The organism is Streptomyces capoamus (genome assembly GCF_014654935.1).
Taxonomy (GTDB): domain Bacteria; phylum Actinomycetota; class Actinomycetes; order Streptomycetales; family Streptomycetaceae; genus Streptomyces; species Streptomyces capoamus.
The window spans coordinates 108552-122031 of sequence record NZ_BNBF01000021.1 but is presented as its reverse complement, the minus strand read 5'-3'; the positions used below and the strand labels follow the sequence as shown (position 1 = coordinate 122031).

At 74.1% G+C, this 13480-nt stretch carries 16 protein-coding genes; 9 read left to right on the top strand and 7 right to left on the bottom strand.

Annotated elements, in window-relative coordinates; all coding sequences use genetic code 11:
- From IE312_RS42215 to IE312_RS28690, 6 genes are all read right to left on the bottom strand, one after another.
- Positions 1-326 (bottom strand): alcohol dehydrogenase catalytic domain-containing protein (locus IE312_RS42215; protein ID WP_229900540.1); only part of this gene is annotated, 326 nt, incomplete at its 3' end.
- Positions 323-1153, bottom strand: coding sequence for a carbohydrate ABC transporter permease (locus tag IE312_RS28710; RefSeq protein ID WP_189985208.1), 831 nt, complete (start codon positions 1151-1153; stop codon positions 323-325). The genes IE312_RS28710 and IE312_RS42215, both read right to left, overlap by 4 nt.
- The gene (locus tag IE312_RS28705) at positions 1150-2088 is read right to left on the bottom strand and encodes a carbohydrate ABC transporter permease (protein WP_189985207.1); all 939 of its coding nucleotides are present in this window, start codon (positions 2086-2088) and stop codon (positions 1150-1152) included. The genes IE312_RS28710 and IE312_RS28705 overlap by 4 nt, the downstream gene beginning before the upstream one ends.
- Positions 2085-3455 (bottom strand): ABC transporter substrate-binding protein, encoded by a 1371-nt coding sequence (locus IE312_RS28700; RefSeq protein WP_189985206.1) that lies wholly within the window; start codon positions 3453-3455, stop codon positions 2085-2087. Before IE312_RS28700 ends, IE312_RS28705 begins: the two co-directional genes overlap by 4 nt.
- A gap of 138 nt (positions 3456-3593) precedes the next feature.
- Positions 3594-4364 carry a DeoR/GlpR family DNA-binding transcription regulator gene (locus IE312_RS28695; RefSeq protein WP_189985205.1) on the bottom strand — a complete coding sequence of 257 codons (771 nt, stop codon included), beginning with the start codon at positions 4362-4364 and terminating at the stop codon, positions 3594-3596.
- Between the two features lie 284 nt (positions 4365-4648).
- Positions 4649-5458, bottom strand: coding sequence for an NAD-dependent epimerase/dehydratase family protein (locus tag IE312_RS28690; RefSeq protein WP_189985204.1), 810 nt, complete (start codon positions 5456-5458; stop codon positions 4649-4651).
- Positions 5459-5683: 225 nt separating this feature from the next.
- Between IE312_RS28690 and IE312_RS28685 the strand changes: the two genes are divergently transcribed.
- Positions 5684-6622, top strand: coding sequence for a 5-dehydro-4-deoxyglucarate dehydratase (locus tag IE312_RS28685; RefSeq protein ID WP_189985203.1), 939 nt, complete (start codon positions 5684-5686; stop codon positions 6620-6622).
- Positions 6619-7782 carry a hypothetical protein gene (locus IE312_RS28680; protein ID WP_189985202.1) on the top strand — a complete coding sequence of 388 codons (1164 nt, stop codon included), beginning with the start codon at positions 6619-6621 and terminating at the stop codon, positions 7780-7782. Before IE312_RS28685 ends, IE312_RS28680 begins: the two co-directional genes overlap by 4 nt.
- Here IE312_RS28680 and IE312_RS28675 read toward each other — a convergent pair.
- The gene (locus IE312_RS28675) at positions 7719-8951 is read right to left on the bottom strand and encodes an MFS transporter (RefSeq protein WP_189985201.1); all 1233 of its coding nucleotides are present in this window, start codon (positions 8949-8951) and stop codon (positions 7719-7721) included. The two genes, IE312_RS28680 and IE312_RS28675, sit on opposite strands and share 64 nt — an antisense overlap.
- 143 nt (positions 8952-9094) lie before the next feature.
- On the opposite strand from IE312_RS28675, the gene IE312_RS28670 reads away from it, so the two are divergent.
- The 7 genes from IE312_RS28670 to IE312_RS42210 all read left to right on the top strand — a co-directional run.
- Positions 9095-9544, top strand: a complete 450-nt coding sequence (locus IE312_RS28670) for a DUF6010 family protein (RefSeq protein WP_229900539.1) — start codon at positions 9095-9097, stop codon at positions 9542-9544.
- Complete coding sequence (locus tag IE312_RS28665; RefSeq protein WP_189985200.1) at positions 9541-10146, top strand: TIGR03086 family metal-binding protein; 606 nt, start codon at positions 9541-9543, stop codon at positions 10144-10146. Before IE312_RS28670 ends, IE312_RS28665 begins: the two co-directional genes overlap by 4 nt.
- Positions 10147-10238: 92 nt before the next feature.
- Positions 10239-10544 (top strand): hypothetical protein, encoded by a 306-nt coding sequence (locus IE312_RS28660; protein WP_189985199.1) that lies wholly within the window; start codon positions 10239-10241, stop codon positions 10542-10544.
- A gap of 38 nt (positions 10545-10582) precedes the next feature.
- Positions 10583-10849, top strand: a complete 267-nt coding sequence (locus IE312_RS28655; RefSeq protein ID WP_189985198.1) for a hypothetical protein — start codon at positions 10583-10585, stop codon at positions 10847-10849.
- A gap of 831 nt (positions 10850-11680) precedes the next feature.
- Positions 11681-12433 (top strand): MBL fold metallo-hydrolase, encoded by a 753-nt coding sequence (locus IE312_RS28650; protein WP_189985197.1) that lies wholly within the window; start codon positions 11681-11683, stop codon positions 12431-12433.
- Positions 12434-12552: 119 nt separating this feature from the next.
- Positions 12553-13209, top strand: coding sequence for a GntR family transcriptional regulator (locus IE312_RS28645; RefSeq protein ID WP_189985196.1), 657 nt, complete (start codon positions 12553-12555; stop codon positions 13207-13209).
- The coding region (locus IE312_RS42210; RefSeq protein ID WP_229900538.1) for a dihydrodipicolinate synthase family protein at positions 13206-13480 on the top strand (275 nt) is incomplete at its 3' end. The genes IE312_RS28645 and IE312_RS42210, both read left to right, overlap by 4 nt.

The window sequence follows — 13480 nt, the reverse complement described above, 5'->3', positions numbered from 1 at the left end:
CCGATCGCGGCCCACCGCTCGCACAGGTTGTTGTGCCCGGTGCGGCAGTAGCGGCACTCGTGGCAGTACAGCGAGGGGTCCACGGCCACCCGGTCGCCGACCGCCACCTCGGTGACCCGGGTGCCGACGCCGACCACCTCGCCCGCGAACTCGTGGCCGGGCACGATCGGCAGCTTCGGCGCGAACTCGCCCTGCAGGATGTGCAGGTCGGTGCCGCACAGGCCGCAGGCGGCGACCTCCACGACGACCTCGCGCGGCCCGGGCGTCGGGTCCGGCACCTCGGTGACCACGGCGCGGCCCACGGACTCGATGACGGCGGCCTTCATTTCACGGCTCCCAACGACAGGCCCTGGACCAGCTTGTCCTGGGCGGCGAACCCCGCGGCGAGCACCGGCAGGGAGACGACGAGCGACGCGGCGCACACCTTCGCCAGGAACAGGCCCTGGCTGGTGATGAAGCCGGTCAGGAAGACGGGAGCGGTCTCGGCGACCACGCCCGTCAGGACCCGGGCGAACAGCAGCTCGTTCCAGCTGAAGATGAAGCAGATCAGCGAGGTGGCGGCGATGCCCGGCAGCGCGATGGGCGCGACCACGCGGGCCAGCACGGTCGGCAGACGGGCGCCGTCGATCTGGGCCGCCTCGATCACCGCGACCGGCACCTCGGCCAGGAACGACTGCATCATCCACACCGCGATCGGCAGGTTCATGGAGGTGTAGAGGACGACCAGCAGCCAGACGTTGTCGAGCATCCCGGCGTTCTTCGCGAACAGGTACACCGGCAGCAGGCCCGCCACCGCCGGCAGCATCTTGGTGGACAGGAAGAAGAACAGCACGTCGGTCCACTTGCGCACCCGCCGGACGGACAGCGCGTACGCCGCCGGCAGGGCCAGCAGCAGCACCAGCAGCGTGGACGCCACCGACGCCACCGCGGAGTTGACCAGCGCCGGCCAGGGGCTGGCGCCGCCCCCGGTGCCGAAGAACTCGCGGTAGCCGTCCAGGGTGAACGCGGCGGTGAAGGAGGGCGGGTTGGTCGCCGCGTCGGCCTCCGAGTGGAACGACGTCAGCGCCATCCAGGCGATCGGCAGGAAGAACACGATCCCGGCGAGCCAGGCCAGCAGGCCGAGACCGCCCCGGCGTACGGTCGTCGCGGTCATGCGCGCGACACCTCCTCGCGGAACAGGGACGACACCACGCGCAGGGCGAGGGTCGCGATGACGAGCGAGCCGATGACCACCAGGACGCCGGCCGCCGAGGCGAGGCCGTTCTCGTGGGCCTGGTAGAAGCTCTGGTAGACGGTGTAGGGCAGGTTGGCGGTGCCCAGGCCGCCCGACGTGATCGTGAAGACCGCGTCGAAGTTCTGCACGATGTAGATCGAGCCGAGCAGCGCGCCGAGTTCGAGGTAGCGGCGCAGGTGGGGCAGCGTCAGATGGCGGAAGACCTGCCAGTCGCTCGCGCCGTCCACCCGCGCGGCCTCGATCTGCTGGGGGTCGCGGCTCTGCAGCCCGGCCAGCAGGATGAGCATCATGAACGGCGTCCACTGCCACACCAGCGACGCCTCCACCGCGAGCAGCGGGGTGTTCGAGATCCAGTCCGGCTGGGGCCCGCCGACGTAGTGCAGCAGGCCGTTGAGCAGGCCGTACTCGGGGTTGTAGAGCACGTGTTTCCACAGCAGCGCGGCGGCGACCGGGACCACCAGGAACGGTGCGATCAGCAGCGTGCGCACCACGCCCCGGCCGCGGAACCTGCGGTCCAGCAGCAGCGCCAGGGCGAGCCCCAGGACCAGGCTGGCGATCACCACCGCCGCGGTCAGCAGCACGGTCGTGCCCACCGAACGGCGCAGGTCGGCGTCGGTGAGGACCTGCTGGTAGTTGTCGAAGCCGGTGAACCGGCGGGCGTCGGGGTAGAGGGCGTTCCAGTCGAAGAAGGAGATCACCAGCGTGGCCACGAACGGCAGCTGGGTCACGGCGATCATGAAGATCAGGGCGGGCAGCAGCGGGGCGCGGGTGCTCCAGGCGCGCAGCCGGGCGGACGGCCGGCGCACCGCCGGGACGGGCGCGGTGCCGACGGGGGTCGTGGTCGTGGCGGTCATCGTCCCTCGTACTCCTCGGAGATGCGCTCGGCGAGCTGCTGGGACTTCCTCAGGGCCGACTCGACGGACTGGCGGCCGGCGATGGCCGCGCTGATCTCCTGCGAGACCTTGGTGCCGAGGTCGGTGAACTCGGGGATGCCGACGAACTGGATGCCGGGCGCCGGGCGCGGCTGCACCCCGGGGTCCTTCGGCCGGGCGCCCTCGATGGCCGCCTTGGTCATCTGCTGGAAGGCGGCGGCCTCCTTGACGTAGGCGGGGTTCGCGTACGTCGACGCGCGCTTGCCCGCCGGGACGTCGGCCCAGCCGACGGTGTCGCCGACCAGCTGCTCGTACTCCTTGCCGGACGCCCAGGAGACGAACTTCCACGCCTTGTCGGCGTTGCGGGACGCCTTCTGGATGCCCCAGGCCCAGGTGTAGAGCCAGCCGGAGGACTCGGTGCGCTCGACGGGCGCGGGCGCGTAGCCGACCTTGCCTTTCACCGGGGAGCCCGCCGCCTCCAGGGAACCGGCCGCCGACGTGGCGTCGTACCACATGGCGACCTTGCCCTGGGTCATGTTGTTCAGGCACTCGGCGAACCCGGACTGGGCGGCGCCCGACTCGCCGTGCTCGCGCACCAGGCCGACGTAGAAGCGCGTGGCCCGCTTCCACTCGGGGGAGTCGAGCCGGGCCTTCCAGTTCTTGTCGAACCAGGTGCCGCCGAAGGTGTTGACGACGGTGGTGAGCGGGGCCATCACCTCGCCCCAGCCGGGCAGTCCGCGCAGGCAGATGCCCTTCATGCCGGGCCGGGCGCCCTCCACCCGCGCGGCCAGGCCGGCGATCTGCCGCCAGGTGGGGTGTGCGGGCATGGTCAGCCCCTGCTGGGCGAAGACGTCCTTGCGGTACATCAGGAAGGACGATTCGCCGTAGAACGGCTGGCCGTAGAGCCTGCCGTCGTCGCCGGTGAGGGACTGGCGCATCGGCTTCAGCACGTCCTGCTCGTCGTACGAGGGGTCCTTCGCGAGGTACGTGTCCATCTCGTGCAGCCAGCCGTTGCGGGCGTAGATCGGTATCTCGTAGTTGGACAGGGTCGCCACGTCGTACTGGCCGGCCTGGTTGGCGAAGTCCTGGCTGATCTTGTCGCGGACGTCGTTCTCGGGCAGGACGGTGAAGTTGACCTTGATGCCGGTGTCCTCGGTGAAGTGGGCGGCGGTCAGCTTCCGCAGCTCGGTCATCTGGGGGTTGTTGACCATCAGCACGTTGATGGAGTCGCCGCCGGAACCGGTCCCGCCCGCGCCGGCCCAGCAGCCGGAGAGCAGCGGGGCGAGCAGCGTCCCTGCGGCGGCCAGGACGAGCGTGGCTCGCGGCCTCCGTCGGCTCGGGGTGCGCATGGATCGCTCCTGGAGGTAAGGGGAGTGGAGGTAAGCGGAGTAAGCGGAGTAAGCGGAGTAAGCGGAGTAAGGGAAGTAAGGGGACATAAAGGGCGCTCGGGGGTGGGGGCGCCCCACGGAGGTGGGGGAGCGAATGCTTCAGACCCGGATGACCTGGGGGCCCAGCAGGGTGTAGCGGTGGGCCTCGGCGGCCGGGAGCAGGGTGCTGGTCACGATCGCCTCCAGTGCGCCGACCTGAGCGAAGCGGCAGAAGCTGACGGCACCGAATTTGGTGTGCACCCCGGCGAAAACCGTGCGGCGGGCGGCCCGGACGGCCTGCGCCTTGACCTCGCCGACGGCCGGGTCCGGGGTGGTCAGGCCGTGCTCGCGGGAGATGCCGTTGGCCCCGATGTAGGCGAGGTCGATCACGAAGCCGGCCAGCATCTTCGTCGTCCAGTGGTCGACGGTGGCCAGCGTGCCCGGGCGGACCCGGCCGCCGAGCAGCAGGACACTGACGTGGTCCGCCTCCGCCAGGGCGCCCGCGACCGGCAGGGACGCGGTGACCACGGTCAGCGGCCGGTCCCGGGGCAGTGCCTCGGCGATGAGCCGCGGGGTGAAGCCCTCGTCGACGAAGACGGTCTCGGCGTCCCCGAGCAGTTCGGCCGCGGCGGCGGCGACCCGGCGTTTCTCCGGCACGTGGCTGGTGGCGCGGAAGGCGAGGGTCGTCTCGAAGCCGGCGCTCTCCACCGGGTAGGCACCGCCGTGGGTGCGGCGGACCAGGCCGTGCTCCTCCAGGGCGCGCAGGTCGCGCCGGATGGTCTCCCTGGCCACGCCCAGGCCGGCGGCGAGAGCGGTGACGTCGACGGAGCCGGCGGCACGGGCTGCGCGCACGATCTCACGCCGGCGTTCTTCCGCCGTCCTGGTGGCCATATGCGTCACCCGCTTCCCTGTGGCACTGCCCGTTCGGGCCCATGGGGGAAGTTCTACCGCCGGTGTGCGCGGCTGACCAGGCCTGTTGCGGGCCCGCTTGTGCCCGCTTGCGCCCGCTTCCCGCGGGCCGTGCCCGCCGCGGACCTGCGCGGCCGTGCGGGGCCGGGTGGGAGCGGGCACCGGCGGTGCCCGGACACGGCGGCGGGCGGGCCCGTTCGGTGCCCGCCCGCGCGCGTGGACGATCGTTTCCGGCCGCCGGGAGCCGCCCGGGGCCGCCGGCCGGCTCAGTACGGCCAGAGGGGCGGGTCGTTCACGAAGTGCCCGCCCAGGTGGGTGTGGGCCGGGTTCCCCGGGTCCAGCTCGCCCTGCTCGGCGATCAGTTTCCCGGCGTAGGGCTCGGAGTCGTCCCGCGGCTCGTAGCCCAGCGCCCGCGCGGTGGTCAGGTCCCACCACAGGCGGGTGTTGGCGGAGGAGCCGTGGACGACCGTGTGGCCGACCCCCTCGGCGGTCAGCGCCGCGTGGAAGAGGCGGGCACCGTCGGCCGGGCTCATCCACACCGAGAGCATCCGGACGCTGGTGGGCTCCGGGAAGCAGGAGCCGATGCGCACGGAGACGGTCTCCAGGCCGTGCTTGTCCCAGTACAGCTGGGCCAGGTCCTCGCCGAAGGACTTGGACAGGCCGTAGAAGGTGTCCGGGCGCCGCGGGGTGTCGACGGGGATGAGCGGCTCGCCCGCGCGCGGGGCCGGGGTGAACCCGACGGCGTGGTTGGAGGAGGCGAAGACGATGCGCGGCACGCCCTCCTGGCGGGCGGTCTCGTACAGGTGGTAGGTGCCCTCGATGTTCGACTTCAGGATCTTCTCGAAGGGCGCCTCCAGGGAGATGCCCGCCAGGTGCAGCACCGCGTCCACGCCCCGCACGGCCTCGCGCAGCGCCTCCCGGTCGGTGAGGTCCGCGGTGATCGCGTCCGGCTCGCCCTCGACGGGCCGCACGTCGAACAGGCGCAGCGTGTAGCCGTACTCGGGCAGCAGGGACCGCATCAGGGTGCCGAGGCCGCCGGCGGCGCCGGTGAGCAGGATCGTGCGGGGAGCGGGCATCCTTCGACTCCTTGAGGTCCTCGACGGCCGCATGTTTGGACGACATTCACATGCGTGGACACGCTAGGGAGCCGTCACGCGCCTCGTCAAGTGTGCCCCGGCGTGCGCAGATCCGCTGCGGGGTCGCCCGTTCGTGCGCTTGACCGGCTCCGATGGCGGCCCGTAGCGTGGAGGCGTTCAGAAATATGGACACCGATCAGAAACATGCACCGACAGGGAGCGCCCGTGACGTCAGCCCCTCTCGCCGCCCGGCTCCGCGACCCGAGCGGGCCGCTCTTCTTCCCCGTCACGGCCTACGGCCCCGACGGCTCACTCGACCTGGACGTCTACCGCACCCATGTGCGCCGCGGTGTCGCGGCCGGTGCCGCCGCCGTCTTCGCCTGCTGCGGCACCGGGGAGTTCCACGCACTGCTCCCGGAGGAGTTCGAGGCCTCGGTCCGGGCAGCCGTCGAGGCGACCGAGGGACGCGTCCCGGTCGTCGCGGGGGCGGGCTACGGCACGGCGCTCGCCGTCCGCTACGCACGCCTCGCCGCGGACGCGGGCGCCGACGGCCTCCTCGCCATGCCGCCCTACCTCGTGCACGCCGGCCAGGAAGGCCTGCTGCGGCACTACCGCGAGGTCGCCGCGGCCACCGCCCTGCCGGTGATCGTCTACCAGCGCGACAACGCCGTCCTCACCCCGCCGACCGTGGTCGCACTGGCCCGCACCGAGGGCGTCATCGGCCTCAAGGACGGCCTCGGCGACCTCGACCTCATGCAGCGCGTCGTCAGCGCCGTCCGCACCGAGGCCCCCGGCGACTTCCTGTACTTCAACGGCCTGCCCACCGCCGAGCAGACCCAGCTCGCCTACCGCGCCCTGGGCATCACCCTGTACTCCTCGGCGGTGTTCTGCTTCGCGCCGGAGATCGCGGTCGCCTTCCACCACGCCCTGGAGACCGGCGACCTGCCGCTCGCGCACCGCCTCCTGGACGGCTTCTACCGCCCCTTCGTCGAACTGCGCGCCCAGGGCAGCGGCTACGCCGTCTCCCTCGTCAAGGCCGGGGTGCGGCTGCGCGGCCTGGACGTCGGCGAGGTCCGGCCCCCGCTGCACGAACCGGCCGAGGACCACGTCAAACAACTCGCCCGGCTGATCGAGCGCGGACACGCCCTGCTGGAGGAGGAGTGAGGGCATCGGCGTTCGTCTACCCCTGGGACGTCGACGGCGACCCCGGGGCCCCCGCACGCATCGCCGGGCTCGGCGTCGAGCAGGTCACCCTCGCCGCCGCCTACCACTCCACCCGCGCGCTGACCCCGCGCCACCCCCGCCACCGCATCGTCACCGCCGAGTACGCGGCCGTGCTCTACCCGCCGGACGGCCGCTGGGCGGGCCGCGTCCTGCGACCCCGCCCCGCCGGCCGCTGGGCCCCCGGCGACGCCTACGGCAAGGCCGCCGAAGCCCTCGCCGGGGCCGGCCTGGAGGTGCACAGCTGGGTCGTCCTCGCCCACAACTCCCGCCTGGGCGCCGAGCACCCGGACACCTCCGTCGTCAACGCCTACGGCGACCGCTACCCGTGGGCGCCCTGCATCGCCCAGCCCGCCACCCGCGCCTACCTGGCCGACCTGGCCGCCGAGGCCGCCGTACGCCCCGGCGCGCGCGGCACCGAACTGGAGTCCCTCGGCTGGTACGGCCTCCAGCACCTGCACGCCCACGACAAGACGGCCGGCGTCGCCCTCGGGGACGCCGGGCAGTACCTGATGTCCCTGTGCTTCTGCCCGTCCTGCCGGGCCGGCTACGGCACGCGGGGGCTGGACGCCGACGCGCTCGCCGCGGCCGTGCGCGAGGCGCTGGAACCGCTGTGGCGGGGCACGGGCGACGACGAGGGCTGGCCGACGGTGGAGAAACTGCTCGGCCGGGACACGGCGGCCGCCACGCGCGCGTGGCGCGAGACCACCGCCCGCACCCTCCAGGAGGAAGCGGTCGCCGCCGTGCGCGCCGCCGCCCCGGACGGCTTCCAGGTCCTGCTGCACGCCGACCCGGTCCCCTACCACTGCGGCGCCAACGCGGGCGTCGACCCCGCGCACATCCTGTCCGTGGCCGACGGCGTGGTGGTGCCCTGCACCGGCGGTACGGCCCTGCTGGCGCCGTTCGCCGCAGCGGCCCGCGAGGGGACGGTGCTGGCCGCCAACCTCACGGTCGTCTCCGGCATGGGCGGCAGCCCCGGCACCCTCGCGGCGGACGCGGCACGCGCGCGAGCCGCCGGCGCGACGGAACTGCGGCTGTATCACGCCGGGTTGGCGTCCGACGGGGACCTCGATGCGGTCCGGGCGGCGCTCGCCGGCCGCTGAAGCAGCGCCAGCGCCGTCAGCAGCAGCGACACGCCGCAGACCGGCAGCAGCAGCGCGGGGCCGGCCGGTTCGACCAGGCCGGCCCCGGCGGCGAGGCCGAGCACGACCGGGGTGAAGAGCAGCGTGTTCGCGGTGGCCGTCACCCGGCCGAGCAGCGGACCGGGGGTCTCCCGCTGCACGGCGGTGAGCGCGGCGATCAGCACACAGGGCAGGCCCAGGCCGCACGCCACACCGGTGGCCGCCGCCACCGCCTCCCACGGCACCGCCCGCGCCGCCAGCGCGACCCCCGTCAGCGCGATCCCGGCCGCCGCGAACCGCCGCTCGCCCAGCCGCCGCAGCGCCGGCCCGGCGAGCAGCCCGGCCGTCACCGAGCCCGCGCCCTGGGCGGCGTACAACACGCCGGCGTAGGCGGGGGAGTGGCCGAGGCGGTCGGCCACGGCGTACACCGTCGTGCCGGCCACCGAGGTCAGCAGCATGGTCGTACCGCCCGCCACGACCAGCGGGCGCAGCACGGGGTGACCCCACAGGTGCCGGACGCCCTCCGCGGTCCGCTGCCGCCGGTTCCCGCGCGGCCGCCCGGGCCGTTCCTCGCGCACCCGCAGCAGGGCGCACAGCCCGGCCGCCAGCAGGAAGGTGACGGCGTCCAGGCAGGCCACGGCCGGACCGCCGCTCAGCGTGTAGAGGCCGGCGCCGGTCAGCGGGGCGACGAGCTTCATGCCCTCCGTCAGGGCCGTCCGCAACCCGTTGACGTCACCCATCAGATCCGCGCCGACCACGGCGGTGACCAGCGCCGACTCGGCGGCATCGGCCACGGCACCGGCGGCGCCGTACAGGAACAGGACGGCGAACAGCACCCAGAGGCGGCCCGGGGAGCCGACGGTGAAGAGAGCGGGGAGCAGCGCGGCGAGCCCCAGGTTCAGGGCGATCAGCAGGGGCTTGCGGCGGTGCCGGTCGGCGAGCGTGCCCAGGGCGGGGCCGGCCAGGGTGGGCGCCCACATCGCCAGCAGGGACAGGGCGGCCAGACCGTCGGACCCCGTGAGGTCTCTGACCCATACGCCCGAGACCAGCCACAGCGAGGAGGTGCCGAAACCGGACACCACCAGGGAGGTGAGGTACAGCCGCGCGTTGCGGTCCCGCAGCACGCGGAACACCGTGGGGGAAGTCGTCATGCCCGGTCATCGTGGAGCTAAGGAGGGGGGCCCGGCATCGGGAAGACGCCCGGGTTCCCGGCGCGGCACGCTGGCGGCAATCCGTCGGAACCTGGCACGGACACCCCTGGGACGCCGGGAGGCGGAAACCTACCGTCGACCGCATGCGCTACACCGCCCCCCTCCTCATCGGCCTGCTCTACGTCACCCTCATGTCCCTCCTCCCCGAACCCCGCCGGCGCCGCGTCAACGCGCTCATGGTCGCCGGTGCCGGGGCCGCCTACCTGAGCGGCGGCGGACTCGGCGGCTGGGAGTTCGCGTTCACCGCGGTGACCACCTGGGTCGCCTACCGGGGCCTGGACTCCTGGACGTTCATCGGCGTCGGCTGGCTGCTGCACACCGCGTGGGACGTCGTCCACCACCTCAAGGGCCACCCGATCGTGCCGTTCGCGCACGACGCGTCGTTCGGGTGCGCGCTGTGCGACCCGGTGATCGCCGCGTGGTGCCTCGCGGGCGGCCGCCGGCCGTGGGAGCGCCGGCCCACGGCGATGAGTTTCCGGGCGCCGGCCGGTCACCCCTGCGAAGGAGCGCCGACGCGAAGGAGTACGTCATGACCATGGTGGACCTCGGCCCCCAGACCCGGATCGTGGCGCGGCTCGCCGCGTCCGTCGCCGACGAGCAGCTGACCGCCGCCACACCGTGTCCCGACCTGCGGGTGCGCAACCTGCTGGGCCATCTGCTGACGTTGTCCCTGGCCTTCCGGGACGCCGCCCGCAAGGACCTCGGCACGAGGACCGACACCAGCCCGGCCGCCACCCTGCCGGACATCGGCCCCGGCTGGCGCGCGCGGCTGCCCGAGGCGCTGGACGAGCTGGCCGAGGCCTGGCGCGACCCGGCCGCCTGGACCGGCGGTACCCGCGCCGGCGGGGTGGACCTGCCGGGCGCGGTCGCCGGTGCCGTCGTCGCCGGCGAACTGGTGATCCACGCCTGGGACCTGGCCCGCGCCACCGGCCAGGCCTACGTCCCGGACCCGGACGCCCTGGACGCGGCGCTCGGCTTCCTGCGGGCCGCGGCCGACGGCCCCGCCCGCGACGGCCTCTTCGGCGCCGTCGTCCCGGTCCCCGAGGCCGCGCCGCCGCTGGACCGCGCGGTCGGCCTGAGCGGCCGGGACCCGGCGTGGGCGCCCGGGACCCGGCCCCGGGCGGCGCGAGCCTGAGCCGCCCGGCGGACGCCGGGCGGCGGAAGCGGCGCGGTGGCCCTACGGTGACCTGGGAGGGGGCACGCCGAACGGGTACGGAGGAAGCCGCCATGCAGGAGCACTACGTGTGGGTGACGACGCGCCGCCTTCAGCCGGGCACGCTGGAGGACTTCGAGAGGGCGTGGCGCCCGGAGCCCGCACCGCAGGGCCTGCACCGGGCCTACGCCTACTGGTCCGAGGACGGACAGGAGATCACCGGGGTGTCGTTCTGGGACTCCCGGGAGTCGTGCGACGCGTGGCGGGGCTCCGAGTCGGAGGCGCGGCGACGCGAGGCCATGGCCCCCTACGTCGCCGAGGAGCGCGAGGGCTTCTACCGCGGCCGCGAACTGTCCCTGCCCAGCGCGACACGCGGCTGACCGCGTCCGGGCCGGGCCGTCGTGCGTACGGTGGAGACATGAGCGGGATCGTCGTGGTGTACGAGCTGGAGCAGCCGGCGGCCGGGCCGCCGCCCGGCGCGGAAGGGCTCCCCCGCCGGGTGCACGCGGCGCCCGCCGCTCCCGGCCAGTCCGAGGCGGTCGGCCCGCGGACCCTGTGCGGCAAGGACACCTTCGCCATGACCAGGGCCCGCCGGACGCCCTCCGGAGAGCCCGGAGAGCCCTGGTACCCCGACGAGTACACCTCCGCGGTGTGCCCGGACTGCGACGCGGCGATGGAAACCTGACCCTGCGCCTCCGGCGAGTCTCCGGTGGCCCAGGGCGGCCCCGGCGGATCCGCCGCGGCCTCGACGACGCGACAGAGCCGCCGGCCCGGCCGGCCCGACGCTCCGGGGCCCGGCGCCCTGGATGCCCCGGCAGTCCGTAGAGCCGACGGTCCGGGGTGGCCCGCCGGTCTGGATGACCCGGAGGTCGGTAGAGCCGGTGGTCCGGGTGGTCCGGCGGCGTGGATGGCCCTGAGGTCCGTAGAGCCGGTGGTCCAGGTGGCCCGGCGCCCTGGGGGCCCGGCGCCCTGGATGGCCTGGCGGTCGCTAGAGCCGACGGCCTGGCTGGCCCAGCGCTGCGGGTGCCCTGGGGGCGTGGGCGGCCCGGTGGTCTGGGTGGCTCGGCGGTCGGTGGAGCGGGCGGTCCAGGTGGCCCGGCGGCCTGGGGGCCCGGTGGTCTGGGTGGCCCGGAGGTCGGTAGGGCCGGTGGTCCGGGTGGTCCGGCGGCGTGGGTGGCCCTGAGGTCCGTAGAGCGGGTGGTCCAGGTGGCCCGGCGCCCCGGGGGGGCCCGGCGCCCTGGATGGCCTGGCGGTCGGTAGAGCCGACGGCCTGGCTGGCCCAGCGCTCCGGGTGGCCCGGGGGTCCGTAGAGCCGGCGGTCCAAGTGCCCCAGCGCTCCGCGCTGCGGGTGGCCCGGCGGCCTGGGTGGCCCGGTGGTCCGGGTGGTCCGGTGGGGCTGGGTGGTCCAGTGGGGTGGGGTGGCCCGCTGTGATCGGTGTGGTTCCGGGCGGTTTCGGCGGCTCGGTTCGCCCGGGTGGGCCGGGGTGGGCCCGTGGGGCGGCGTACTCTCTGGGCCATGCCGCTCACCCTCACCGTCCTCGGCACCGCTTCGCCCCACCCGGGACCCGACCGGCCCTGCTCCGGGTACCTGCTGTCGGGCGCGGGCGCCGAGGTGTGGGTGGACGCGGGACCCGGCACGTTCGCCGCGTTGCAACGGCACACGGACCCGACGCGGCTGGCCGCCGTCTGGATCTCCCACCTGCACGCGGACCACAGTGCCGATCTGCTCGCCGCCGCCTACGCCTTCGCCTTCGGCGGGATGACCCCGCCCGCGCCGGTCCCCGTGTACGCGCCGCCGGGCTGCGCCCGCCGGCTGGCCGGTTTCTTCGGGCGGCCGGACGTCGACTTCCTGAAGAGCGTCTTCGACTTCCGCGACCTGTACGACGGCCACGACGTCCGGCACTGGAACCTCCGCCTGAGCGCCCGCGCCGTCGCCCACGGCACCGAGGCGTACGGGCTGCGCGCGGAGTGCCAGGGCAGCGTGGTCGCCTACTCCGGGGATAGCGGGCCCTGCCCCGCGCTCGGCGAACTCGCCGCCCGCGCCGACCTGTTCCTGTGCGAGGCCGACATCGACGTGCATCGCGAGGGCGAACAGGTCCATCTGACGCCGGAGGACGCCGGCCGGACCGCCCGCGAGGCCCGGGTCCGGGAGCTGCTCGTCACCCACGTCGGCCCCACGCTCACCCGGGAGGCGGCCACCGCGCGGGCCGCCGCCGCCTCCGGCCGGCCGACGTTCACCGCCGTCGAGGGCGACATCCACGCCGTCTGAGGATCCCTCGGCTTCCGCTGCCGGAAGCATTGACGAAACACGGGCCCCCTCCTACCGTCGACGCGTCGTACTTCGTACGTCATATATGAGACGCGATATGTGAGATCCGAGAGGGCCGCATGACCCCTGTGCCCACCCCGATCCCGTCCCGCACGCAGTACGTGCTCGATGCGATCAAACACCGCATCCTCACCGGGCAGCTGACGCCTGGTCAGCCCTTGGTCGAGACGGAGCTGGCCGCGCAGTTCGGGGTGTCCAAGACCCCGGTGCGGGAGGCCCTGAAGACGCTCGCCGGGACCGGACTGGTCGTCATGAGCCAGTACAAGGGCGTCACGGTGCGCATGGTGGACGCGGACATGGCGCGCGAGGTCTACGACGTGCGGCTGCTGCTCGAACCCGAGGCCCTGCGCCGGGCCGTCACCCGGGGCGCCTCCCTCGACGCCGCCCGGGACGCGCTCGCGCGCGCCGACACCGCCACCGACACCGCCGAACGCTCGCTGGCCAACCGGGAGTTCCACCGCGCCCTCTACCTGCCGTGCGGCAACCCGCTGCTCGGCCGGATGCTCGACGAGGTCCGCGACCAGGCCGCCCTCGTCTCCGCCGTCGCCTGGTCCGCCGACCCCTCCTGGGAGAAGGAGGCCGCCGAGCACCGGGAGATCCTGCGGCTCGCGCTGGACGGCGACGCGGACGGCGCCGCGAACGCCCTGCACGCCCACATCGCGTCCTTCGTGCGCCGCGCGTTCCCCGATCCCCTCGCGGAGGATGGTCAGACATGAGCACCGTGACGTTCGAGACCCAACGGGCGGCCCTGGGCGACGTGGTGGCCATCCCGGTGACCCCCTTCGCCGAGGACGGCTCCGTCGACAGGGACGCCCACCGGGCCCTGCTGCGTCGCGTGCTCGACGGCGGCATCACCACCCTCACCCCCAACGGGAACACCGGCGAGTTCTACGCCCTCACCCCCGAGGAGCGCCGGCTCGTCACCGAGCTGACCGTGGAGGAGGCCGGCGACCGCGCCACCGTGCTGGTGGGCATCGGGCACGACCT